Source organism: Lysinibacillus sp. 10T31, from assembly GCF_056394365.1.
Map to the genome: position 1 here is coordinate 16216 of NZ_JBFTHS010000034.1, position 25843 is coordinate 42058.

Genomic DNA, 25843 nt, shown 5'->3' on the forward strand with positions numbered 1-25843 from the left:
ATAATGACAGATACACTTTGTATCTGCCATTTACAATTACTTTTGCATTTCCTTCGTTGGTCCCAATACGCCTGGTACCGGTAAGCCCGCTTGACGTAAGAGCACTGTCATTTGTCCACGATGATGCGTTTGATGATCGACCATTACACGTAATAATGCACCTCTAGCTATTGGTCCAGTGAAGCCTTTTACTTCTTCCAGCAAGTCTTCATTTGAAAGCTTTGCCGCTTCCTCTTTCACACTATTTGCTACATTTTCGTAAGCAGCTACAATTTCAGCAGCTGTAGATGGAATTGGATCTTCTTGTCGAGTCATTGGCACCTTTAAACCTGCCAAATAACTGAAATAACCAGCAGCACCAACTAAATGCCAACCTAACCAACCTAGTGTGCTATGACCTTCCACGATGCTTTGCTCTAGCTTGTCATCTGTTATAGCTTTTAATACTTGACTAGTACCATGTGATGATGCTGACCATTCATTTAAAAAGTCCTCTACTTGTCGATACATATAAAACGCCCCCCCCATTTTCGTAAATTCATTTCTATCATATTAAATTATATACTCTCTTACAAGTTTCCAGCATCAAGTTTACATAATAATATTATTTTAAGAACTGTTATAACTATTCATTTCAGTTACTTTTTACATCTCTTTCGTCAAAACAAGTATAAGACTTTTTAAATTGTAAAATCATGTATAATAGCTTTTATCTTAAATTGAAAGAGGTATTTTATGTTTTCCCCATTAAAAAGAGGCGATACCATTGGCATTTACTCGCCTTCCAAACCAGCTACAACTATCGCAAAGGCTCGCTATGAACGAGGTAAGGAACGTCTGCAAGCACTTGGCTTTACTATAAAAGAAGGCTCATTAACAGGAAAAGAAGATTTTTACCGCTCCGGTACACCGAAAGAGCGAGCAGAAGAGCTGAATGCCCTACTTCGTGATCCCCACATCAAAATGATCTTACCTACTATGGGTGGTACTAACGCCAATAGTATGCTGCCCTATCTTGACTACGAAGCATTTAAGCAGAATCCTAAAATACTTATAGGTTTGTCTGATGTAACTGCTATACTTCTCGCAATGTATGCAAAGACTGGAGTTCCTGTCTTTTATGGACCTTCTGTCGCTTCTACATTTGGTGAATTTCCACCTTTTGTTCATTATACAGAGCAATATTTTAAAGAATTGTTTATACATTCATTATCGATTCCCTATAACATGCCAATCCCACCAATTTGGACAGATGATCGACTAAACTGGTTAGAAAAAACGACGGAGAAAACACAGCATCACAATTCATGGATGACAGTTCAACCTGGCATTGCTGAAGGTCGTTTAATAGGTGGAAATATAAATACGATGTACGGCTTCATTGGAACACCTTACTTCCCTCACATTAATGAGGGAGATATTTTACTTCTTGAAGATACATCTAAAACTATTGCGGTTGTTGAGAAAAACTTTGCCATGCTAAAACTACACGGTATGTTCGACAAAGCCTCAGCGATTATTTTAGGTAAACATGAACAATATGATGATTTGGGAACTGGAAAAAAGCCTTATGATGTGTTGCTAGAGCAGCTTGATGGGCGTACTATGCCTATCATCGCTGATGTTGATTGCTGCCACACTCATCCCCTGCATGCCATGCCCATCGGCTTACGTGTACGTGTCAATGCAACTAGCAAAGAGATTACCTTTCTGGAAAACTGGTTTTCATAACATTCGTATAACCTATATACTTCGCGTATAATGAAGGCAAATAGCTAAAGTAGTCTACGTATAAACCAAAATTAAACTACGACATCAATCACTACTGGAACAACTGTCTATTTTAATGTTATTCAGCTTACAAACTCAGAGGATAATGGCGACAACTTATAAGGAATCTTTCGTCATTTCCTCGGCCCTAAAAAATTGAATAAGAATTACTCATAGGTGTCCTACTTGGGCGCTTTTCATTTTGGGTAAGGAGGGTTTTTATGAATGATATACATAGATCAACAACTGATGAAGAATTAACAGAAGAAGAATTGATTGAACTTGTGCTCGCTGAACAGCAAAAGGCGCTAGCACAAGAACAAGAAGAACAACTGCAAGGTAAAAAGCCTAAAAAACGAAAGCCAATTGTCAAATGGATTGTCTGGAGTATGGCATTTGTGTTATTTTTCAATACATTTGCACTTATCTTTCAAATTTACTCCATTCCAGCTCTTGAATTTTTGAAGGTGTCTGCACGGCTATCAGCGCAAGAAGATATAAAAACCTATAAAAAAGCTGTTGTAGAGATCTCTACAGGTTCTAGTAAAGGCACGGGTTTTGCGATTTCTTCAGATGGACTAATCGTAACCAATGCACATGTTGTAGAAGATGCTCAATCATTAATCGTTATTTTCCCTGAAGAAGGTTTAATGGGTGCCGAGTTACTGCAAAGTTTCCCAGAAGTAGATTTAGCATTATTACAAGTAAATGGTGATGAGTTACCTTCCCTCTCACTTGCTGAAAATCCTAGCTATAGCCAAAATGAGCATGTCTATTTCGTTGGTAATCCACTAGCGTTTACAGGCATTGCAAATGAAGGTACTTTACTGGAATCGACATACCTCGAAGATTGGCAAGAGCCTGTTATGATGATGAAAGCCCCTGTTTATAGGGGAAATAGTGGCAGTCCTGTCATAAATGCTGCTGGTGAGGTAATCGGGATCGTTTTTGCAACGGCGCAAAAAGATCCATACGGTCGTGTCGGTTTGTTTATTCCTGTTGAAGTGCTACAACGTATACTAAGTAAATAATTCCCCTAAACGTTGCTTGCCTCAAATAATGAGACAAGCAATTTATTTAGTTTACATAATAAAATTATAACTTATTAACAGAAATTGAGAAACTGCATTTTTGATCTGTATGAATAGTAGTATCTAAACTCTTTCATATAGCAAGTCACTAGTAATCATATTTTGTAACTCTCAAATTGTTCGAAGCACGCAAAAAAAGACATCCTATATCAATAGGATGTCTTTTTTTAACGAAAGTAATTTTAATTACTGAGAATTAAAGTTTAGTTACGTTAGCAGCTTGTGGTCCGCGGTTGCCATCTACAACTTCGAATTCCACTTTTTGACCTTCGTCAAGAGTTTTGAAACCTTCGCCTCCGATAGCTGAGAAGTGTACGAATACGTCGTTTTCGCCTTCTACTTCGATGAATCCAAAACCTTTTTCTGAGTTAAACCATTTTACTGTACCTTGTTTCATTTAAGAAAACCTCCAAAAAATAAAAGTGAACAATATGTAATTTCTTCAGCGTATGAGAAAAATTCACATATTACAAAGAGTACCGTACTAACGCGATCACTTTTTGTAATATGTGAATTCATGTTTCCGGTGAAGCAATTAAATTGTTAACTTAAGTATAACCGCCATTCATAATATTGTCAAATAAAGAAAAATGTTTTTTTATTAATTTCTAAATTTTATTACTATTTCCCAGATTTTAAAGCGATAATACCGTGATATATTTGTACATCATCATCACAGGCTTCACAAAAAACACTTTCATCTTCTGACCAGAATGCCCAAAATCCCCCTTCTTTCGTTGCCTCATTGTCATATGTTAATCGGAAGTGCTGCAGTTTCGTTTGTAATGCAGACTTAAATTGCTCCTCCGTTTCAAATGTTTCATTTGTTTGAATAAAAGCCTCCCAGCCTTCAAACTTCCACCAAGGCTCATAATCAGCTTTCATGTAAATGATTGTATACATATTTGCCACATTCCCTGCTGTAATAAGATATTTTCATTTTAGCAAACACACTTGAAATGTCTATTAAAACACTCTGTAATATGCTATTATTACCTTATTATTCATAATTTTTGGAGGTATTTTTTTATGTTTTCAAGTATTCGACCTAAGGCCGAGCTCGACGAATTATTAAAGCGTGGTACAAATTTAAATGCTACAGGTCGTTTTAATAAAACACTAGCATTTAACCATTTCAATGCTCAAGATGAAGAGAATTTAAAAACTCTCTACAATAAATTAAAAGATATCACGCCTTCAATGAATGCTATTTTTAATAACTATTTAAGAGAAATCTCTCTCTCCTCTCAGCTAACAATTAGTGAAGAAAATATTAATCGATACTTAACTCAATTTTTCTTAGCTACTCGTGATGATGACTATGTAGATGAAACCGTTAAATTTTTCAATTTATTCAGAAAGAATCAATATGAGCCGGGTAAGCTAATCGTCGTCTTCAATCAATTTGCATTTTATATTACTACATACATTTTACATAATTTTGGTTTAAAACCTAATAAAGCATTTGAATATATGAAATCTTTCCAATCTGCTGTTAATGTTGACCAGGAATTACTCATCGAAGTATTAACAGAACGTACTATTGAAAATGTAGTCGCTGAAATTTCCTCTTTAATGGATGTCAACGCAAAAATCATGTACATGAAAGATTTAGTATTTAGCTTAGATAAACAAAACGAAGAAATCCAGTCCTCTACCGCAGCAACTGAAGAAATTGCCGCTTCTATTAACGAAGTTGCTCGGATGTCTTCTCGTATTTCTGAAAAAACAACTGAATCTGTTGATCACGCTGTACAAGGGAAAAATGCAATTGAGCATGCCCTTTCTGAAATCTTTAAAACAGAAGAGACATTTACAACAATTGTTGAATCCTTTTCAGAATTACAAAAGCGGGTAAATGATATTGAAAATGTTGTAACGTTAATAAACCAAATTGCCGATCAAACGAATTTACTTGCTTTGAACGCTTCTATTGAGGCCGCACGAGCAGGTGAACATGGTAAAGGATTCGCCGTAGTTGCGCAGGAAGTTCGAAAGCTTGCTGAGGGAACGGTATCAGCGCTTAGTGAAGTAACTACAAATGTACATCATTTAAAGAGCTATTCAAATGATGTGTCAAACTCAATTACAGAAACGACAGAGATTATTAAAGATGCAACAGTAGAGGCCAAAGAATCGTTACCATTATTAAATGCGATAGTTAGTGCCATTGAAGGTATTAATCTGGATGTCACAAATACAGCTGCGATATCACAAGAACAGGCTGCAGCTATTGATGAAGTATCAGCAAGAATGATTGAAATTTCTAACCTTCAAGATGACATCCGCGAATATAGTCATAACACATCTAGTGATATTCACTCATTAGGTAAAGAAATTAATCGATTCCGCAATGATATTATTGAGCATAATAATGTTCAGCTATCGTCTATTGCACTTTTACAATTATCAAAGGCCGATCATATTTTATGGAAATGGCGAATTTATAATATGTTCCTTGGTCTTGAAAATGTCGAACCAAGTGATGTTTCTTCGCATACTGATTGCCGTCTCGGTAAATGGTATACATCTACACGCACCGTAGAACGTTTCGGACACTTACAGGAATACCGTGAATTAGACGCATATCATTTACATGTTCATGAATCGGCGAAGTTAGCAGCGGTGGCTTTTAAGGCTGGGAATATTCAACAGGCGGAAGTTCATTTACAAGAAGTAGATCAAGCTTCTAAGCAAGTTCTCTATTTTATCAATAATTTAATTGCATATTTAGAAAAAGAACGTGTAATGCACTAAACACAAAGGAGGKGCTCCCCCCTTTAACTAGTAGGAGGTGTTAGCTTGAACAAGCGAGCGCTAATTAAATTTTTCGGTGATGTATATGGGACTGGCTATCGTTTTTTCATTAAACAAAAAGCGATTGAACTAGGATTAAAAGGATATTGTATACTAAATAATCAAGATCAAATTGAGGTTGAAGTTGAAGGAGCAAAAAAAGCGATAGATGAATTCTTGGTATTTGTTCAAAAGGGTGTTAGCCCACAAGCAGATTCCAATTCATTTACTTTGGAGCTTTTTGATGATTTAAAAGGTTATACACGTATGGAGTCAGACATTGTTTAGTCTGGCTTCTCTATTTTTATAGTGCAGATATACCAAGGTTTATCAAGTTTGTCGGCTATTTTCAACATGGAATGAATACGGTTTATCTAAAATGACGTTGCTAGGGATAAATTTATATTTTACTAATTAGGATTGGGATTAAAACCCCAGTTCTTTTTATTTTTCCCTTCCACATAAAACACCTGCCGTAGCAAGTGCCAATAATTATTTTGATGCTTTATTATTTCACTCTAAATGCGCCCTTTCGAATTTTTCTTTTAGTTCCGTTTCTCTTTTGGCTAATAGCCGTGGAACACTAGTTTTATTAAGAATCTTGGCATATTTTTAAATGCTTCCTCTAAAGGTTGGTCTGACACATCTTTGAATAACGGAAAAAATACCATATCGAGTCGTAATGTATCTTGAATTTCTAAAGTGGTGGCATATGCCATTCTACTGTTATCATCCAACTTTTAAGAGTAATTTCATCAATTTTATGCATTAAATGAGATATTGCCTTTCTAGCACTGCTTTTTCGAATATGTGTTGTGTTTGTTGCAGCATGTCCTCATTCCTCTTTTCATCTATGTTTTATTTAGTTGCTACCGCATTTAAAAGTAATTGTTTGTTGTGATCAGACATTACACGCCATTCTTTAACCGTTACTTTCATTTGCCCTCACATCCTTTCGAATATACGCTTCCAAACACTGTATGCAAGTGTTGGTACATGTAAGACAATTCCACATCGATTAATCGAAGTCCATTCGAGACATCAATCGGATTTCATGTCATAATAAAAAGCCACACCCTATAATGAGTGTGACTTTGAAATCCTAATTATAATTCCTCTAAATAGACTGTAATCATAGAATATACGGAATCAAATGTCATCACTGGAAATATAAAGAATAATCAAAAGCCACACCAAAATAGATGTGACTTGATATCAATATTCTATTTAGTAGGTAATGTCTCAATGGTTTTACTGTTATTACAGATAAGACATTTAGCTTTAAATTTTATACTCTTTGAAAGTATCTGCAACTTACTTAAGTCTTTAGTCAATTGTTCTATTTCAACTAAACCTTCATTTTGCAAATTACTAATTTCCAACTCAAGTTGTTTTAATGATTTTTGAATTAATTCTATATCTTCCTTGTATTTCTCTAAAATAATTTTAGTATCCATGATCTCAATCTTATTTTTTATGTTTTTTGGCATATGCTGACTCTCCTTTTTTACATATAAAGTCACCTTTATAGCGCAATCTTTGTTACATGTGATATCGAAAAATACTTTAAGACATGAAATTATCTCAATAATTGGATTTAATTAACACTATTATAATGTTGTTTAACTTATTTAACAATATTATTTTTAATCATATGAAAATCAATTATGCCTCGGTTGAACCCGCATTCATCTTACACCTATATAGGTGGATGTCTACTGCTGAAAGAAGTTAAAAAGCCACACCTTGTTAGATGTGACTTTCTGAAACAATATGGTCAATATGTTTGCCTAAATAAATTGTAAATACTCTAAGACATTTCCGAAAGGATCTCTGAAACTAATAACTTTTCCTGGAGGACAATCCATCGGCTCATCTGCAATAAACTCAACATTATGTTCTTTTAACTTATTGACGGTTTGATGAATGTCCTCTGTTTTTAAAGCTAAAACCACACCTAAAGAATCTTTTGGAATTGATTTAGCTTTTTTCGATTCTTCTAATACTAATGGTAAATCTCCGTGAACAAGTGTTACAATTTTGGGTCCATACTGTTTGTTTACCTCAAAACCTAAAACAGTTGTGTAAAAATCAATTGCTTTTTCAATGTTAGGTACATAGATGCTGATAACACAAACTTGACTCATAATTCATCCCCCTATTATTCCGTTAATCACCTTTTGTTTATAATAAATAATAGAATATTAGGAAAAATCTTTCAACTATCAAGTTATAAAAAAGCGATACCCACTTGGTTATAGGCTTAATAAAAATCATTGCTCGATAATTAACTCACCTTCATAATTGACAATTAATTTCCTTCCGTTATCGACTGTAATCTTGAGAGGAAAAATAGTAGAGTATTTGTCTGAAAAAAGCCATCTTCTTCCGGGGTGTGCAAGGATTAGAAAAACGCCTATATCTCTTATGCCCATAAAGTTAAGAAATTTTTCGTTTAACGGTTTGTGGTCTCTTTCAAATATATTAGCATTGCTTAATGCTTTCCCTGCCTTAAACACATCATCAACTATAAGACCTATTTCACTAATATGCAAAATACTATTAATAGTAAACGGCTCTGAGCTTTCTTCGTTTATGCCATAACGAGCTATAAATTCTACAATATTACCTGATGGGTCCTCAAAATATATTGCGTGGGCTGGTAAATGTGAAAAGTTTACCTCATCTTCTCCATCCTCTATTAAAAGTTGGACTTTGTTCTTCAACCAAATTTTCGCTTCTTCAAATTGGTTTGCTGGAATATTGAAGGCAAAATGATAAAATGGTTTGCTTCCTGTTTCACTATTCGTGAATTCCAAAATACTAGTGCCTGTTTGAATTTGAAAGCTATCTCTATTTTCAGCGATCATAAGAAAACCTAATTTATTAATATAGAATTCTTTCATAGTTTGTAAATGATCAGTTTGTAAAGTAAGGGATTTAATTTTCATATACAACATTCTCCTATTTCACATGTATTTGTAAAATAATATAATAAAAACAATACCCATTCGCATCAATCTTTCGGCTGAAATAAACGGTAATTTTCGAAATATTATAGACTCATACAGTTTCGACCATGTCCGAACCATCCAATTCATATGCCCTAATAGTTAATTCTAATTACTTGCTTTTATTTCCCCTTTACATTTCTTCTTTCTTGAATAATAAAAGCCTTCCATTAAAAAAAGTTGTTCACTTGAATATTGGATCGAACTTGTTTAAGGAGATGTCAAATGAAAAAGTTTTTGATAGTTGCGTTATTATTCATGTTGCTTCTTCCATTTTGTACAGTACAAATCAAAAAGCAACTATATGAAAAAAGAATTAAAAACTATTTGATTGAAGATATGTCTTATCAAAAGGAAGCTATTCAATCTATAGAATGCAAATGGCACTTTGCAGGTCTTCCAAGTTATTGGGTAAACGTTATATTTTCAGATGAACCAAATGTCGTCTATATCTATTTTGCTCATAATAAAAAACATTTAGGGCAATTTGAGCACTATACAATTGATGGGACGACTCTTTTGACAGAACAATTAGAGTATTTTCAGTCTAATGAATAGCTTAAAGTGGACGTGATGCTAGACTCGAAATATAAGTGTATTTGAGATATAAATCTCGAATAGCTTATTAGTTAAAAAAAACAAATATAACGATGATGGTGAGGAATGAACAACCGTGAAAAAACAATACTAATAAATAAATATTTGACTAACAACGTGTGAAGCGATCTAAAAATTCGCGAATCACATTAAATTTGAATACAATATAATGAGAATTATTAATCCTGAGTATAGAGATTCTTTCCTTCATTTCGGCAAGGCTTTCCGTCGTTGGGGACTCTTTCCGTCGCTCGGGCGATTCTATCCGTCACTTCGATAGTTCCATCCGTCGCTCTGACGACTTTATCCGTCACTTCGGCAGGGCTTTCCGTCGTTGGAGACTTTATCCGTCGTTTGGGCAATTCTATCCGTCACTTCGATAGTTCCATCCGTCGCTCTGACGATTCTATCCGTCACTTCGGCAGGGCTTTCCGTCGTTTGGAACTCTTTCCGTCGCTTTGGCAATTCTATCCGTCACTTCGGCAGGGCTTTCGTTCGTTGGAGGCTATATCCGTCTCTTTGGCGATTCCATCCGTCACTTCGATAGTTCCATCCGTCGCTCTGACGACTTTATCCGTCACTTCGATAGTTCCATCCGTCGCTCTGACGATTCTATATGGAACTTCGACAGGGCCTATCCCTCTTTCCAGAGAAACAGCAATGTCGGAAATTTAGTTTGATTTCTTTTTCGTCTATCCCCTTTTCTTCCTAATAAGCAAAGGATTTTCATGTTCTTATGTAATATCATTGAGAAACTTTACAAATAGCAGTAAAATTTATGTAAGGTTTATTTTTTCATTGAAACTTTATGTCGATTATTTCGTATAAGAATATAGACATATTTAAATGCTAGGAGGAAGAAACATGCTCAGTGTCGGACAGTTTTTCTCTAGACATACCGCTAGCTTCTTAATTTCTCTCACAACTGTTTCTATCGCAGCATTTGCGGCAAATCCAGGATTCTTCCTTGGTGGTTTATTGTTTGCTGGAACATACGCGTCAAGTACAGGGGTATTGAAGTATAGACAGAAAAAGAAATTCATGCAAATAGCAGGTATAACAAAAGAAGAGTACAAACATATTGAAACACAACTTAAAGCAGCCAATAAAAACATTCAAACATTAAGTCAAAACTACTTACGTGTACGCTCTGTTTCTGCATTTAAGCAATTACTCGAAATGACACGTATTTCAAAAAATATCGTGAAAATTGTTAAAACAGATCCACGTAAATTTTATAATGTAGAACAGTTTTTTTATGCACACCTTCCTTCAGCTGTCGAATTAACGGATAAATATACGATGTTATCGAGACAGCCTGTGAAGGATAAGGAAATCCAAATTACATTATCAAAAACAAGAGAAACACTTACAGATTTAAATGATACGATTCAAATTGATTTAAAGGATGCGCTTTCCAACGATATCGACCATCTTCAAATGGAAATCGAATTTGCGAATCGTTCCAATATAAGACGAAAAGAACAATTGGAATGGCGAGGCGATGATAAGTGACAGCAAATGAACACGCATTTCAACTAAATACAATACAAGGTATTTCCCCTCTTGTGCAATCTTATTTGGAAACTAAAAATAATGAGGCGATGGCGACGTATGAAACGCTGTCGCCTCTTGCACAAAGTCGAGCACTTCTATATGCTAGTCAACTTGACCTGACAAACTTTGAATCTGTCCTGTCTTTAGGGCAAGGCTCACAGCGAGCTCTTTCTCAATTTGCAGATCGCATGCTTGCACAAGTCAAACAAAAAGACGTTACAAAAATTGGTCAAATGTTAGACTCATTAATGCAAACGTTAGACCGTGTGGACCCTAACGCATTAGAACCAAAAAAGCAGTCCTTTTTTAAAAAAATGTTTGGTAAAATAGAGCCTACAGTTAAGCAAACATTAACGGAGTTTGAACGTGTTAGCATCCATGTAGAACGAATTGGTGTTCAGCTTGAGCGTGCACAGCTTCAAATGATAAAAGATGTGGAAATGCTAGAGGAACTTTATGCACATAATAGAGGGTTCTTTGAGGAGTTAGCGACTGCTATTGCAGCAGGACAAATGAAAAAGCAACAAGCCATTGAAGTTGAGCTTCCTGAAAAGGTTACTAGTGTACAGGCTACGAAACAGCCTCTAGCTATTCAACAGCTTAATGATTTTGCCGCCCAAATCGAACGTCTAGATCAACGTATTTACGACCTACAAATTTCTCAGCAGGTTGCCTTACAAACTGCGCCACAAATACGCATGATACAGCAGTCCAATCAAACGCTAGCGGAAAAAATCGAATTTTCTATCGTTACCCTTATACCACTTTGGAAAAATCAATTGGCCATGATGTTATCCATGCACATGGATCATCACTACGCGCAGCTAGAGGAAAGATTATCACGAACAAACGATCGTTTCACGAGCCCTTCCTTTGAGCAGCAAGTATCGAAATTTAAAGAAACACAGCATGAGCTTAAAACAGCTATCAAAGACGTCTTCGCCCTTCATACAGCTACAGAACAAGAAAAACAGCATCTACAGGATGTAGCTGAATTAAAGACCTTTAAGAGGGAATGATTTCGTTTTTATAACAAACAAGGGTGGCTCAGAAATCATCTGAACCACCCGTTTATTTTCATTCAAACCTACTGCTTATTCGAAATAATCTTTATAGTAGCCACCGATATTACCAGTGTTATCGATAATAAAAATGAATTCTTCTGTTTCATTTTTTACATCATATTGTTTCCCTACTGTTAATACGTTTGAAACTAAATATTTTGATGCATTTGTATGCTTACAAGTAACTGTGCGTACTGTTGGCGCATCTTTCCATTTTAAATGTAACATAATCTCTCTACCTCTCTTTACTAGCACGAAGCTAATGTCTACTGCTTATTCTATAATATTTTTCAACTTTTGTGGAGAAAAAAACCATAGAAGACCATATTTTTTCCGTAACTATCGTTTTTTTACCATATCAATAATAAAATTTTTACTCGAGGTGTTAATATGAGCTTTGGTGGTGTACCGCAATGGTTTTTTATCCTAGCCGTTGCATTTGCAATTTGCTTTATTTTATACGCAGAATGGAATTCTAGAAAATAAGTGAGCCCATTAATTTGGACTCACTTTTTTTGTTATTGTAATCGAACGTTATTTTAATGTACGTTTTAAAAACTCTTTTGTTCGTTCATGCTGAGGGTTTACTAACACCTGTGATGGCGGGCCTTCTTCTACAATTACACCTTTATCCATAAACACGACGCGATCTGCTACTTCTTTGGCAAATTCCATCTCATGTGTAACAATTAACATTGTATTCCCGGCATCCGCTAACTGACGCATTACCTTCAACACTTCACCAACCATTTCTGGGTCAAGAGCTGATGTCGGTTCATCAAATAGCATTACATCTGGGCTCATTGACAATGCTCGCGCAATCGCTACACGCTGTTTTTGACCGCCAGATAGTTGCCTTGGTTTCGCATTAACGTATTGATCCATACCAACAATTTGCAAAAATTTTATAGCAATTTCGTCGGCTTCTGCCTTCGAACGCTTTAATACTTTCATTTGACCAACTGTACAGTTTTTTAGCACATTATGATTGTTGAATAAGTTAAATTGCTGGAATACCATGCCTAAATGTGTACGATATTCTTGGATATTATGCTTTTCGTTTAAAATGTTTTCACCTTTGTAAATAATTTGACCACCACTTGGTGTTTCCAGTAAATTAATGCAGCGTAGTAGTGTTGATTTACCAGATCCGGAAGAACCAATTAAGCAGACAACTTCACCCTTTTCTACTTGGAAATTTACATCTTTTAACACTTGGTTACGCCCAAATGATTTACTTAAATGCTCTATTTTAATAACTGTCATCTGTTCGTCCCCCTATATTGCTTCTTTCTGTTCTTTTCGGTATGCATCTGGTCCATCCAGTCGTTTTTCTACATACAGTAAAATTCTTGATGCTGTGAATGTCATGATGAAATAAAGGACGCAAGCTACAAAGAAGGATTCAAAATAGCGGAAGTTATTACCTGCTATTGACTTTGTTTGGAAGTATAATTCCGTAACCCCGATAACGTTTAATACTGCTGTATCTTTAATATTCATAATTAATTGGTTACCTGTTGCAGGCAATATATTTCGTGCAACTTGTGGTAATACAACATGTAGCATGATTTGAAAATGATTCATACCAATTGCCGATGCGGCCTCGTACTGCCCATTATCGATGGAAACAATACCACCACGCACAATTTCAGCCATATAGGCACCTGTATTTAGTGAAACAACTAAAATCCCCGCCGTAATAAAGTGCATATCAATACCAAATGCCATATCTAATCCGTAAAATACAACCATAGCTTGTACAATCATTGGTGTACCACGGAAAAATTCAACATAGCATGTTAGTATAAAATTAATGAGCTTTAAGCTATAGAACTTTACACCTTTTTTACGAACCTTGATGGTATGCATAATTCCGATGAAAAATCCGATAAGTGCACCAATAATTGTACTAGAAATCGAAATAAGTAATGTATAATACGCACCTCGTAAAAACATTTGCCAGTTGTTCTCAACAATAGAAATAATCCATTCAAGACTCATGATGTTCCTCCTAACAACGTCGTGTTGCTTGTTCGTTAAAGTCGTGTCTTAGCTATCTACCGTTTTTGATTGGGCCATTTCTTTCTTATATCTTATGAAACTTTTAGCTAAGACATTATTATTTTTTAAAGAGATTCTTTTTTTAAAATTGTATTGGGATTGCACGGACTAGCAGTTAGCCCGTGCATTCATCTTATTGTGCTGCTGGTTGTTGGTGAATTGCTTCTTCCATAATTTTTTGGCGATCATCTTCCGAAATCCCTTTTAAGATTTCATTGATTTTTTCAAGATCTGCATCACCTTTACGTAAACCAACTGCAATAGATGTATTTGAAATATCCGTATCGAAGCCTTTTTCAAACTTTACATACGTGAACTTATCATTTGCAGCAGCAGCCGAAATACCTTCTGGACGCTCTGCTACATAACCATCAATTTTTCCAGCTTCTAATGCTACACGCATTGCTGGGAAGTTATCCATTGCTGTTTGTTTTTTTACATCTTTAATTTGATCAATAACATCGTAGTTAGACGTATTTAATTGTGATGTAATTTTAGCACCGGAGAAATCTTGAATAGATTTTGCATCTTCATATTTACTGCCTTTTTTAATAACCATAACAAAATCAGACGTATAGTAGTTTTCAGTGAAATCAATTGTTTTCTTACGCTCAGCAGTAGGCGACATACCTGCAATAATTGCATCGATTTTGTTTGATTGCAGTGCCGGTACTAAGCCATCCCATTCTAATTTTACGATGACTAATTCTTTTCCTAAGCCCTCAGCGATTTTTTTCGCCATTTGCACATCATAACCACCCGCATATTCTGCATTATCCGCAATTTTCACTGCGCCATTTGAATCATTTTGCTGTGTCCAGTTAAACGGAGCATAGCCTGCTTCCATCCCTATACGGAACACACCGCCGCTTTCACCCTTATCAGTATTTGCCCCCCCATCACTAGACGACGTCTCATCTTTTTTGTCACCAGTACCACAAGCTGCTAACAAAATTGCAGTCATGACGGTTAACATTAATACCAACCATTTTCTTTTCATGTAAAACTCCCCTTTTCTGTAAAAAAATAAGACAACTGTACCAAAAAAGACCTAAGTTCTGAACTTAGGTCTTATCTTTTTTAACAGTTGCCCAAATCCTCACTATAATTCCCAAAATTCCGAGATAGCACAACCTAGTAAACCTGGAAAGAAATTTACTAGGACAGTCCTGCACTTATTCACTGCAGACCCAGCATAAAAGTACGAGCTCCTTTTATACTTCGGCGATAGTTCCTTCTTCATTGCGTCTTCGCTTGCTTATACTCAACAATGAACTAATAAATACCGCGCCTCTACCTCACAATAGGATAAATGTGAGGTTTGTTTATTTAATTGATATTAAGATACTACTATAAAACTAATATGTTCGTCAAGATAATTTTATTACTTTTCTGACTAATTACAATATTAGGGTTTTTTTCTTCTAAAATCCTTAGAAGCAACTTTGCAAAGTTGAAAATAGTGCTTAAATTTTTAGTCATTAAGATCCCGTGATAGTTGATTTCCGTTCAGCCTGGGCGCTTTCTTGGGGGTATCCGATGAGCGTTTAGGCCAAAAGGATGTTGGTCACGAAGAACGTTATCACAGGACTTGATGCTTTTAGCCTTCGTTTCACTATTGCTGATACCTTAGGAGTAGCCTAGCCTGGCTTCCCTCCAAATCCAATCAACTTATAAACGTGTATTCGTTTTTACAAATACAAAGATGTTATTTTTGGAAAATTCTCATTTTTTTATCACAAAGGCTCTTCATTAGTAATTCAAAAGAATCTGTTATTCCACAAAATTAAATTCTTTTATACTATATACTTTATAACTACATGAAGCTTTCTTACAAATATTCCTGAAAATGAAGAATGTTTTATGACAAGCAAAAAAACCCTGCGAAACAATGTTCGCAGGGTTTTAATAAACTCAGGAATTAAGAATTTAATAATAAATCTTCTGGGTTTTCAAGTAATTCTTTAACAGTTTTAAGGAAGCCTACAGAATCTTTACCATCGATAATACGGTGGTCATAAGAAAGAGCTAAGTACATCATTGGGCGAATTTCTACTTCACCATTCACTTCAACTGGACGTTTTTTGATAGTATGCATACCAAGGATACCAGCTTGTGTACCATTCATGATAGGTGTAGACATTAATGAACCGAATACCCCACCATTTGTAATTGTGAATGAACCACCTTGAAGATCTGCTAAACCTAATTTTTTGTCGCGTGCTTTTTTCGCTAGGTCTGCGATTGAATCTTCAATTTCAGCAAAGTTTTTGCGGTCAGCGTCACGTACAACTGGTACTACTAAACCTTCTTCTGTTGATACAGCTACACCGATATCAAAGAAGTTGTTTAAGTGAATTTCATCACCAGCGATTTGTGCGTTCACATATGGGTATTTTTTAAGTGCTGCAACTACAGCTTTTGTAAAGAATGACATGAAACCAAGTTTAGAGCCAGTTGACTCGAAGAATTGGTCTTTTTTACGAGAGCGTAAAGCCATAACGTTTGTCATATCTACTTCGTTGAATGTAGTTAACATTGCTGTAGATTGTTTTACTTCAAGTAAGCGTTTTGCAATTGTTTGGCGACGACGGCTCATTTTTTCAACTGTTACACGTGATTCATCTACAGCTGCTACTGCTTTAGGTGCTGCTGGAGCTGCTTGTGGAGCTGCCACTGGAGCTGTACCATGAGCTGCTACGTCTTGTACACGTACACGGCCTTGTGGATCTACTGGAGATACAGCAGCAAGGTCAATACCTTTTTCACGAGCAAGTCTACGTGCTGCTGGAGATGCGATTACACGCTCACCAGAAGTTTCTTCTACAACTGGAGCTGCTGCAACAGGAGCAGGTGCCGCTTGTGGCGCTGCTGGAGCTGGAGCTGCTTCAACTGGTGCTGCTGGAGCAGGTGCTGCACCTTCGCCAGCTTCTACTACTGCGATAACTTGACCTACTAGTACAGTTTCGCCTTCTTCAGCTAAAATTTGAGTTAAAACTCCCGCTTCTTCAGAAATGATTTCAGCGTTTACTTTGTCTGTTTCAAGTTCAACGATGAATTCACCTTTTTCAACGCGATCGCCCACTTTTTTTACCCACTGTGCGATACTACCTTCTGTAATCGATTCTGCTAATTCAGGGACTTTAATTTCAGCCACTTTCATTTCCTCCTTTAATTAACGTGCATTGGTGCACATAAAAGGGCTACTGCCTAAGCAGCAAGTAGCCCGGCTCTCAAATTTTAATATGTGATTATTTAACCTTTACAGGCTCAGCAACTGCTTCTTCTACAACTGCTGCTTGAGCTGCTTTATGAGAATCTGCATCACCTTCAGAAGTCGAGCTCATTGCAGGACGGCCTACATAACGTAACTTTTTACCTTCTGAAAGGTCGTGTAATGTTTCTAATGCATAATTCCAAGAACCTTGGTTTTTAGGCTCTTCTTGTACCCAAACAACTTCTTTTACATTTGGATACTTAGCAATAATACCAGCAACTTGCTCTTTTGGGAATGGGTAAAGTTGTTCTACACGAACAATGTGTAAGTGATCGAAGCCTTCACCATCTTTAATACGATCTGCGATGTCGATCATTACTTTACCTGAACCCAATACAATGCGTTCTACAGCTTCTGATTTTGAACCTAGGCCTGGTTGTTCAATTACTTCTTGGAATGAACCATTTGCTAATTGATCAGCATTTGCTGCAGCCAATGGGTGACGAAGTAAGTACTTAGGTGATACAACTACCAGTGGTCGTACGCCTTCTGTTCCTAACAATGCTGCTTGACGACGTAATAAGTGGTAGTAGTTACCTGCGTTTGAGCAGTTTGCTACGAACCAGTTATTTTCAGCTGACATTTGTAAATAACGTTCCATACGGCTTGAAGAGTGTTCTGGACCTTGACCTTCATAACCATGTGGTAAAAGAATGACTAAACCAGATTTTTGACCCCATTTAGCACGTGCACCTGAAATAAAGTTATCGAACATAACTTGTGCCATGTTAGCAAAGTCACCAAATTGCGCTTCCCAAACTGACAACACATTGTTATTTTCTAAATTGTAACCATATTCAAAGCCTACTACCCCAGCTTCTGTCAGTGGAGAGTTGTGTACTGTAAATGATGCATTTGCACCTGAAATATGGTGAAGTGGCGTGAATAAATTGCCATTGTTTTTGTCATGTAACACTAAGTGGCGTTGAGAGAACGTACCACGTTGTGCATCTTGACCTGTAAAACGTACTGGTGTGCCATCTTGAATAATTGTTGCATAAGCTAAAGTTTCTGCATGACCCCAGTCGATTTTTGCAGAAGCAAATGCATCACGGCGTTTTTCTAAAATTTTGCCAAGTTTTTTCTGTGGTTCAAAGTTATCTTCAAACACTAAAAGCTCTTCATTAATTTTTTCTAGACGTTCCGCACCAACTGCTGTATCAATTTGTGGGAATTCTACTTTTAATTCTTCTGGCATTTCTAAATGCTTGTGTTCATCTTTATCTGCCATTTCTTTTACATGATCATAAGCTGCTTGCATTTCTGCATAGATAGCTGTATCTAATGCTGCAACTTCATCAGCAGAAACTACACCCTCAGCTGCTAATTGAGCACCATATAAAGCACGAACTGGCTCATGTTTAGAAACTAATTTATATGTTTCTGGGTTTGTTACAGTTGGATCATCAGTTTCATTGTGACCATGACGACGGTAACCGATAAGGTCTACGATGATATCTTTACCAAATTTTTGACGGTAGCTAGCTGCGAAACGACCTACTAATGCTACAGACTCAGGGCTATCTGCATTCACATGCACAACTGGTACTTCGTAACCTTTAGCAGGGTCAGAAGAGTAAACAGATGAGCGAGAGTCTTGTAGTTCAGTTGTAAATCCAATCATGTTGTTAGCAATGATGTGGACTGTACCACCAGTAGTGAAACCTTCAGTTTTTGCGAAGTTTAATACTTCAGTTACGATACCTTGACCTGGGAACGCAGCGTCACCGTGTACAAGAATACCTAATCCTTTTGTGCGGTTATGAACAGCTTGACCTGGTTTAGAAGTGTCATCTTGTGCTGCACGAGCAGTACCTAAAACAACCGGATTTCCTACTTCTAAGTGAGATGGGTTATAAGCAAGCTTAACGTTCATACCAGATTCACGCATATATGAAGCACCCATATGGTACTTAACATCACCAGTCCAGCCTTTAGTAATTTCAAGGCGACCATTTTCTGGCATAAATAAATCATTAGAAACATGTGCAAAGTCAGAGAACATCATATCGTATGGTTTATTTAAAATGTGTGTTAATACATTTAAACGACCACGGTGAGCCATACCAATACGTACATTTTCTACATTATTTGCTTCAGATGTTTTTAAAATTTCATCAAATAAAATGATTTGAGTATCTAAACCTTCACCAGAGAAACGCTTTTGACCTACAAAAGTTTTATGAATAAACTTCTCGAAGTTTTCAACACGAGTTAGACGGTCTAATAAAGCTTTTTTCTCATTAGAAGCTAATGCTTGTTTAAATGAACCTGTTTCAATTTGTGCTTGAATCCAATCACGTTCTTCTGTTGCTACTACGTGGTTATATTCAAATGCTACTTTATCTGTATAAACAGATTTTAAGAAATCGATTGCATCTTTACCATTTTTCACGTTTGCTGGCACATCTTTGAAGAAGATTGCTGCAGGAATTTCAGCTAAATCTGCAGCGCTAAGGTTGAACGCGCTCTCTTCAATTTGAGCTGTTTGTAGTTCACGGTTTTTCAAAGGATAAATATCTGCCGCTAAATGACCGTTTGTACGGATTGCATCTGCTAATTTCACAGCTGCTAATACTTTCTTGTAATCGCCAGCAGGAGCTGCTGTTACATTACTAGATACAGCTACTTCACCTTCTACTACTACTGGTGCACCAAATTGTTGAAATAATAATACTAACTCCGGTTCTACTTCTTCAGGAGACTGTAAGAATAAGTCGTATTGCTCCATCACATATCCTAGGTTAGGACCAGAGAAAGCTGACCATGGAGAACTTACAGTTGTAACGTTGTTCGACATGAAAAATGACCTCCAAATTTTGCCTTTCGGCAGTTCCATTAATTAAATTACAATTAATTATATAATAATTTTCCGTTCTTTTAAAGGATGTTTGACATCTTATCCATTATTTAAAGAACGTTTTTTCCATCTCAATCTTACTACTCTTCACAAAAAATACAACTCTTTTTAGCAAATTAAGCAATTTTTTTCTCAAAGGATGAAATAATTAAATAAAGCATGGATTTTTCTCAATATTTCAGCGGGAATTTCAGTAAGAAAACGGTTCCAACATTTTTATCACTCTTGACTTCAATAGAACTATTGTATTTTTCAAGTAACATTTTTGTAATACTAAGCCCTAAGCCTGTACCGCCTATTTGACGATTTCTTGCCTCATCAACTCGATAAAAGCGATCGAAAATGTATGGAATGTTTTCTTCCGCTATACCAATGCCGTTATCTTCTATTTTTACTAATGCTTCCTTTTCTGAGACAGATAGTACAATTTGAATCTCAGGAATTTTTTCACAATAACGAATTGCATTTTCTATTATATTACGAACAATTTGGCTAAGTGCATTTTCTGTTATAAATAATCGCCCTATTTCTCCATCTTTCGACAGCGATATTCGAGCATCCGGATGAAGGAGTCTTGTGTCCTCTATAACCGCTTCTATAACAGCTACTGCATCAGCCTCACTTTTGATGTCCTTTTCTTCACGACGTGCAAGTTCTAGTAATTCTTCGATCATTTTACGCATCCGGGCAATTTCCATTAGTGACGTATCAATAGATTCCTCTAATATTTCTGGATCATCCTTCCCCCATCGTTTTAAAAGGGAGAGATGTCCTTCAATTGCCTGAATTGGCGTTCGTAATTCGTGAGAAGCATCCGCTACAAATTGTTGTTGCTTTGTAAATGATATTTGCAATTCATTCATCATCGTATTGTACATTTTCAATAAATCGCCAATCTCATCATGAGACGTGTGAGTTAATTGAATTGGTTCATTAAACCCTTTATCCATAACAGTTTTCATGGATGCACGTAACGCATGTAGTGGCTTTATCAAATAATTAGCTAGATAATAGCCAATTGAGGCTGATAACACTAATCCTCCTACCCCCGCTATGAGCATGGCAGTCAATAAATAATGCATTAACGACTGAAACTTAGATAATGGATGAACAACTTGAATATACCCTTTAAAGAAGCCAAGCTGAATCGGCTCATTAATAACAAAGGCATCATTTTTATCAATTGTCATTTCTACAACTTCATGCAATACGGTTAGTGGCGCAGCCTGCGAAGTATTATTAATACTTAAAATCTCAATACCATCTGCATTAAACATTCGGACGGTTTGATCTCGATCCACAATGGTTTTTAAAAGACCCGTGTTTTGTTGAATTTGCTGTACAGTAAGATTGGGTCCTTGTGACTCCAAAAAGGAAATCAAATCATCATTTGTAAGTTTAATCTTACTTTGCTCATCATTTATTAGCCAATTATGCAATGAAATATAAACGACAATACAAATAATCGTATAGCTAAAAAATATAACAGCACTAGAAGTTAGCATCCATTTTCTTTGTAATGACTGATTGACTAAATAATCTCTTATTTTTTTCATTCGCGCATCACGTACCCAACACCACGAACTGTTTCGATATATGCATTCATATCACCAGGTAGTTTATTTCGCAAATGCCGGATATATACATCTACGACATTTGTCTCTATATCCGTATCATACCCCCAAACAGAGGTTAAAATTAGTTCGCGTGTACAAACTTTATTTTTATGCTCTATCAATAATTTAAGTAAATCATATTCTGTTTTTGTTAAATCAAGCTTTTTCCCTTGTACAATTACTTCATATGCCGCTACATCGATTTCGATATCACTAAAATGTAATGATTCCCCAATTTTTTCATCTGGCGTGATCCGACGTAAAATAGTACGAATTCTAGCTAGTAGTTCTTCAATAGCGAACGGTTTTACTATGTAGTCATCTGCACCAGCATCTAAGCCAGCTACACGATCCATTACAGCATCTCGAGCCGTTAACAATATAATAGGCACTTTTGACTGCGTGCGTATTCGACGACAAATTTCTATTCCATTTATCCCTGGAAGCATAACGTCTAATAACAGCACATCAAAATTATCGGATGAGGCTAGCTCAAGTCCTTCTCGTCCATCAAAAGCGACGATTACATCGTAACCTTCATGCTTTAACTCCAGCTCCACAAAGCGAGCGATATGCTTCTCATCTTCTACCAAAAGTATTCTTTTAGGCATTTCTTCACCTTCTATTCTAAAATAACTATGAGGGGTTTCCTCTTAAATACTGTTATAGCATAACACCAAACAAAAAGTCTGTACCACAAGTAACTACTTGTTTGTACAGACTTTTTTTAACTTCTTTCAGCAATTAATGTCACAAAATCGGAAAGGAGTTAATAAAGGATGTTAGCCGTTATCGAATCCATGCGATAACGGCTAACTGACCTGCATCACGCAGGCATAAGCACAAAGCCGATTCCGGACGCATTGTTTATCTGTAGCGAAAGCGAAGCGTCAGCTACAATTATTGCAAGGCATAATTGATTAGATGTCATTAATATAGAGATTATTTTTCCCAATTTCCTTCGCCTTATATAAAGCTTGATCTGCTAATTCTAGCAATTCATTTAATGTTTGACCGTGATCTGGATAATAAGCGATGCCAATGGATACAGTTGGTGCAAAGTGATGACATTCAATCGTCCAACCTTTTTTTAGTTCATTACGAATGCGGTTAATAATATCCATCATTTGTGTATGTCTCGTCTTGTCGTCCTGAGTTAAACCCGTTAGGACGACAATGAATTCATCGCCACCCATTCGTATAACTAAATCATGGTTACGTACAGCCGTAATTAAAACTTGCCCACAATTCCGGATAAATTCATCCCCCATGTCATGGCCGTACCGATCATTAACATGCTTAAAGTCATCCCCATCGATATAGAGCATAGCTATACACTCATTACGTTCTTGCGCTTCTGCCAATAGTTTCGGAAACTCCTTTTGTAAAAAACGACGATTTGGTAGTTGTGTTAACGTATCATGGTAAGCTAAATATAATAAATCATTCTCGCGTTCCTTCCGATGATTTATTTCACGAGATAACATCATGATTTGAGAAACTTTTTCACGCTCTGGATCATGAACAACCGTTACATTTCCTTCTGTCCAAACAGGCGTACCGTCCTTTGCCCTTAACAGTAGCTCAAACTGCGTTTCCGTTTGTCCCGAATAATTATTTAAAAACGTTTGCCAAGATTGCTTACTTTGCTCATCGACAATGTTACTGTAAAACTGACCTTGTAATTCTACATTTTCGTAGCCTAAGAAAATCTCATAGGAAGGCGAGGTATAAATAATAATGCCATCTTCGTTTGTAATGACAATCAAATCATTTGTATTTTCTGTTATAAGACGGAATGTGCGTTCAATATTTTTCAATTCCGTTAACATTCTTTTCTTGTCCGTAATATCATAGTTAATGGATAAATATTGTTCTGTCTCGCCGAATTCATTTTTTAATGGAACTATGGCTGCTTCTACCCAAAAATCAGCATGGAATTTTGTACGGTAGCATAGCTCGCCTCGCCAAATATTCCCCGCTCTAAGTGTTTTAGTAATTAATTGTAATAAATTATCCTTGTTGTCACGAGGCTCTATTAATTTATAAGGTTGACCTATTAGTTCTTCAGCCTTGAAACCAGTCGCATTTAAAAACAAATCATTAACTTCTAGAATTTTAGCATCACTATCTAAAACTGCAATGGCCGCTGCTGAATTTAGAGCAGCCTTAAAAACCTCTAAACCATGAGATTTTGAGCGTAACTCCGCTTTTTGTTCAGTGTATTGTGTAAAATCTTGCATGAGAAGGAAAATAGCAAATGAATTATCCCTTTGCATGACTGGAGATAGTGAAACTAAATACATGCGCTCTTTTTTATCCAGTGTATGAAGCTTGATGAGTTTTTCACCAATATTTTCGCCCATAGCTGCACTTTGTAAATAGCTCTGTATATTCCCTACTTCATCTTTAGGAACAATTGGTAGCTCGATGAATAATTGTTGTTTAACTGTTTCAGTATCTAATTTAAAGTCTTCCGTGAAGCTGGAGTTCACCTCATAAATAGCTCCTTCAGCTGATAAGATGACTGTCGAAAAAAAAGCATGATCAAACATTGAGCGTAGGAATAAAAACTTATCTTCAATGCTACGATCATAGAGAATTTCTTTTGTGATGGCTAAAATATAGTCTTCATTATTATGTTTAAGTGGCCGAACAGATGTCTCATATTTACGAACTTCAGATTTATAATAGGCATAATCCATATAATCAACTTGACTATACTTTTCAATTGCCTGATTGTAATTTTCTTGAATTACAGAAAAAATTTTGCGACTCGAGGTAAGGGTAGAAAGCATTTTCCCAATAGCCTCATGTGAAAACAAAGCTCGAGCTGCTTTATTTAAGCGAATATATTGATAGTCGTCTCCCACTTTTTTCATTAAAAAGACAAAATCTTTGCCAATAAACAATTTATCAAATAAATCTTCGCTTAAAAGATATTCCATGCTGTCATGTCACCCCCATAAGTCGTTAATATTAATATAGAATTTTTATATAGTTTTTGTATATACAAAAAAAATCAATACTACTATTATAACATAATTTAAAAGAATCACCCTTCACGAATTGGAAAAATTTTATCCTTTTAAGGTTATTTTTTGATATTTTACCTCTTTCTTTGAAATAACGTAATCCCAAAGAAACATATTATAAATATTTCCACTCATTAAATTGATATTTTAGACTTAATGCTCCCCCAAAATAGAAATATACAAAATTTAACTATCTATGCAATTGTTTATTTTTTCAGAATTTACTGACTAATAAACTTATTTTTTGTTTTAGCGAGGAAAATGATTGCATAAAGCAGTAGGATTGTTATATTATATTAAAAAAACTAGCCTTTTTTCGGTATGGTCGAAAAATCAGTAAGACAGCGGGAGATTATGGATATCATAGTTTTAACGTCTAGTTCTTTGGGTTTTAATTCCAGTACGAATTTTAGTTTTCTTCTTTATGTTTTAAAGGAATTGTTTTAACTACCCTAGTAAAGGAGGCGTTTCGTATGCTTAAACATCGAGACCTACATGAATGTACAGAGCTCTATGAGCTATTATCACACCCTTCTGTTTTCCCTTTTGTCCGTCAAAAAGCCACATCAGCTGATGAATATTGGTTTATGACAAAACAACTGATTGAAGAAGAAGCGAAGGGACTCGCTATTTCAAGGACGATTACTGATGATTGGGGTCAACCAATCGGCACCATAAGCATTCATGATGTCGAGGATGGTGCAGGCTTTTTAGGAACGTGGATTGGACTCCCTTATCAAGGTCAAGGTTATAACCAAAAGGCGAAAATGCTTTTTTTGAATGAACTATTTTTTGAATATAATTTCCATACGGTATTTCTCCGTATTCGTGTTGAAAATATAAAATCTCAGCGTGCAGCCTTAAAGCTACCATATGTTATGAGCGCAAATGAAAGCCACCCAACATTATTAGCACAGGTTAACAGTGGCGAGGCGCAATTTAGTTTATATAAAATTCCAAAAGATTTGTTCTATCTGACAACAGCCAATCAAATGGCAGAAGGCGAAGAACAAGCGATGTAATCTATATAATTTTCATAAAAAAAGCTATGTGCTCTGTCTTGATGACAGGCACATAGCTTTTTTCTGTTTTTGGTACATATTAT

The 25843-nt window shown here is 36.0% G+C and carries 25 protein-coding genes and 1 riboswitch; of the genes, 9 read left to right on the forward strand and 16 right to left on the reverse strand.

Features of this window, described 5'->3' with window-relative positions:
• Window positions 1-36 precede the first annotated feature (36 nt).
• Window positions 37-510, reverse strand: a complete 474-nt coding sequence (locus tag AC1DCY_RS18500) for a DinB family protein (RefSeq protein ID WP_477352538.1) — start codon at window positions 508-510, stop codon at window positions 37-39.
• A gap of 225 nt (window positions 511-735) precedes the next feature.
• Between AC1DCY_RS18500 and AC1DCY_RS18505 the strand changes: the two genes are divergently transcribed.
• The gene (locus AC1DCY_RS18505; protein ID WP_477352540.1) at window positions 736-1731 is read left to right on the forward strand and encodes a S66 family peptidase; all 996 of its coding nucleotides are present in this window, start codon (window positions 736-738) and stop codon (window positions 1729-1731) included.
• Between the two features lie 260 nt (window positions 1732-1991).
• Complete coding sequence (locus tag AC1DCY_RS18510) at window positions 1992-2801, forward strand: S1C family serine protease (RefSeq protein ID WP_477352542.1); 810 nt, start codon at window positions 1992-1994, stop codon at window positions 2799-2801.
• 256 nt (window positions 2802-3057) lie between these two features.
• On the opposite strand, the gene AC1DCY_RS18515 is transcribed toward AC1DCY_RS18510, so the two are convergent.
• Both AC1DCY_RS18515 and AC1DCY_RS18520 read right to left on the reverse strand, forming a co-directional pair.
• Window positions 3058-3258 (reverse strand): cold-shock protein, encoded by a 201-nt coding sequence (locus tag AC1DCY_RS18515; protein ID WP_049665398.1) that lies wholly within the window; start codon window positions 3256-3258, stop codon window positions 3058-3060.
• Between the two features lie 224 nt (window positions 3259-3482).
• Window positions 3483-3764, reverse strand: a complete 282-nt coding sequence (locus AC1DCY_RS18520; RefSeq protein WP_477352546.1) for a DUF1033 family protein — start codon at window positions 3762-3764, stop codon at window positions 3483-3485.
• 126 nt (window positions 3765-3890) lie between these two features.
• On the opposite strand from AC1DCY_RS18520, the gene AC1DCY_RS18525 reads away from it, so the two are divergent.
• Entirely contained in the window at window positions 3891-5618 is a 1728-nt protein-coding gene (locus tag AC1DCY_RS18525; protein WP_477352548.1) for a methyl-accepting chemotaxis protein, read from the forward strand.
• A 45-nt stretch (window positions 5619-5663) separates the two neighbouring features.
• Window positions 5664-5945 carry an acylphosphatase gene (locus tag AC1DCY_RS18530; RefSeq protein ID WP_477352550.1) on the forward strand — a complete coding sequence of 94 codons (282 nt, stop codon included), beginning with the start codon at window positions 5664-5666 and terminating at the stop codon, window positions 5943-5945.
• 278 nt (window positions 5946-6223) lie between these two features.
• Here AC1DCY_RS18530 and AC1DCY_RS18535 read toward each other — a convergent pair whose 3' ends face one another.
• The 4 genes from AC1DCY_RS18535 to AC1DCY_RS18550 all read right to left on the reverse strand — a co-directional run bounded on the left by AC1DCY_RS18535 (window position 6224) and on the right by AC1DCY_RS18550 (window position 8608).
• Window positions 6224-6376, reverse strand: coding sequence for a hypothetical protein (locus AC1DCY_RS18535; RefSeq protein ID WP_477352552.1), 153 nt, complete (start codon window positions 6374-6376; stop codon window positions 6224-6226).
• 504 nt (window positions 6377-6880) lie between these two features.
• Complete coding sequence (locus AC1DCY_RS18540) at window positions 6881-7147, reverse strand: hypothetical protein (RefSeq protein ID WP_477352553.1); 267 nt, start codon at window positions 7145-7147, stop codon at window positions 6881-6883.
• A gap of 300 nt (window positions 7148-7447) precedes the next feature.
• Complete coding sequence (locus AC1DCY_RS18545) at window positions 7448-7804, reverse strand: VOC family protein (protein ID WP_477352554.1); 357 nt, start codon at window positions 7802-7804, stop codon at window positions 7448-7450.
• A 126-nt stretch (window positions 7805-7930) separates the two neighbouring features.
• Window positions 7931-8608, reverse strand: a complete 678-nt coding sequence (locus tag AC1DCY_RS18550) for a VOC family protein (protein ID WP_477352556.1) — start codon at window positions 8606-8608, stop codon at window positions 7931-7933.
• A 285-nt stretch (window positions 8609-8893) separates the two neighbouring features.
• Between AC1DCY_RS18550 and AC1DCY_RS18555 the strand changes: the two genes are divergently transcribed.
• The 4 genes from AC1DCY_RS18555 to AC1DCY_RS18570 all read left to right on the forward strand — a co-directional run bounded on the left by AC1DCY_RS18555 (window position 8894) and on the right by AC1DCY_RS18570 (window position 11841).
• On the forward strand, window positions 8894-9226 hold the full coding sequence (locus AC1DCY_RS18555; RefSeq protein WP_477352558.1) for a DUF3139 domain-containing protein: 333 nt from the start codon (window positions 8894-8896) through the stop codon (window positions 9224-9226).
• 270 nt (window positions 9227-9496) lie between these two features.
• Window positions 9497-9940 (forward strand): hypothetical protein, encoded by a 444-nt coding sequence (locus tag AC1DCY_RS18560; protein WP_477352560.1) that lies wholly within the window; start codon window positions 9497-9499, stop codon window positions 9938-9940.
• 189 nt (window positions 9941-10129) lie between these two features.
• Entirely contained in the window at window positions 10130-10780 is a 651-nt protein-coding gene (locus AC1DCY_RS18565; protein ID WP_477352562.1) for a 5-bromo-4-chloroindolyl phosphate hydrolysis family protein, read from the forward strand.
• Window positions 10777-11841, forward strand: a complete 1065-nt coding sequence (locus AC1DCY_RS18570) for a toxic anion resistance protein (RefSeq protein ID WP_477352564.1) — start codon at window positions 10777-10779, stop codon at window positions 11839-11841. Before AC1DCY_RS18565 ends, AC1DCY_RS18570 begins: the two co-directional genes overlap by 4 nt.
• A 75-nt stretch (window positions 11842-11916) precedes the next feature.
• Here AC1DCY_RS18570 and AC1DCY_RS18575 read toward each other — a convergent pair whose 3' ends face one another.
• From AC1DCY_RS18575 to AC1DCY_RS18615, 9 genes are all read right to left on the reverse strand, one after another.
• Window positions 11917-12114 carry a DUF6501 family protein gene (locus AC1DCY_RS18575; protein WP_053485867.1) on the reverse strand — a complete coding sequence of 66 codons (198 nt, stop codon included), beginning with the start codon at window positions 12112-12114 and terminating at the stop codon, window positions 11917-11919.
• 306 nt (window positions 12115-12420) lie between these two features.
• Complete coding sequence (locus tag AC1DCY_RS18580; protein WP_477352566.1) at window positions 12421-13152, reverse strand: amino acid ABC transporter ATP-binding protein; 732 nt, start codon at window positions 13150-13152, stop codon at window positions 12421-12423.
• A 12-nt stretch (window positions 13153-13164) separates the two neighbouring features.
• Window positions 13165-13890 (reverse strand): amino acid ABC transporter permease, encoded by a 726-nt coding sequence (locus AC1DCY_RS18585; RefSeq protein WP_477352568.1) that lies wholly within the window; start codon window positions 13888-13890, stop codon window positions 13165-13167.
• Between the two features lie 193 nt (window positions 13891-14083).
• Window positions 14084-14950: a transporter substrate-binding domain-containing protein gene (locus AC1DCY_RS18590; RefSeq protein WP_477352570.1), complete on the reverse strand. Its 867-nt coding sequence runs from the start codon at window positions 14948-14950 to the stop codon at window positions 14084-14086.
• A 117-nt stretch (window positions 14951-15067) separates the two neighbouring features.
• Window positions 15068-15254: riboswitch (Lysine riboswitch) on the reverse strand.
• Window positions 15255-15871: 617 nt separating this feature from the next.
• A complete protein-coding gene (gene odhB, locus AC1DCY_RS18595; RefSeq protein ID WP_477352572.1) occupies window positions 15872-17107 on the reverse strand; it encodes a 2-oxoglutarate dehydrogenase complex dihydrolipoyllysine-residue succinyltransferase in 1236 nt (411 codons plus the stop codon).
• 94 nt (window positions 17108-17201) lie between these two features.
• Complete coding sequence (locus tag AC1DCY_RS18600) at window positions 17202-20027, reverse strand: 2-oxoglutarate dehydrogenase E1 component (RefSeq protein ID WP_477352574.1); 2826 nt, start codon at window positions 20025-20027, stop codon at window positions 17202-17204.
• Window positions 20028-20257: 230 nt separating this feature from the next.
• Complete coding sequence (locus AC1DCY_RS18605) at window positions 20258-21643, reverse strand: sensor histidine kinase (RefSeq protein ID WP_477352576.1); 1386 nt, start codon at window positions 21641-21643, stop codon at window positions 20258-20260.
• Window positions 21640-22314, reverse strand: coding sequence for a response regulator transcription factor (locus tag AC1DCY_RS18610; RefSeq protein ID WP_477352578.1), 675 nt, complete (start codon window positions 22312-22314; stop codon window positions 21640-21642). Before AC1DCY_RS18610 ends, AC1DCY_RS18605 begins: the two co-directional genes overlap by 4 nt.
• 309 nt (window positions 22315-22623) lie before the next feature.
• Entirely contained in the window at window positions 22624-24651 is a 2028-nt protein-coding gene (locus tag AC1DCY_RS18615) for a diguanylate cyclase domain-containing protein (protein WP_477352580.1), read from the reverse strand.
• A 560-nt stretch (window positions 24652-25211) separates the two neighbouring features.
• Between AC1DCY_RS18615 and AC1DCY_RS18620 the strand changes: the two genes are divergently transcribed.
• Window positions 25212-25760: a GNAT family N-acetyltransferase gene (locus tag AC1DCY_RS18620; protein WP_477352582.1), complete on the forward strand. Its 549-nt coding sequence runs from the start codon at window positions 25212-25214 to the stop codon at window positions 25758-25760.
• The last annotated feature ends 83 nt before the right edge of the window (window positions 25761-25843 follow it).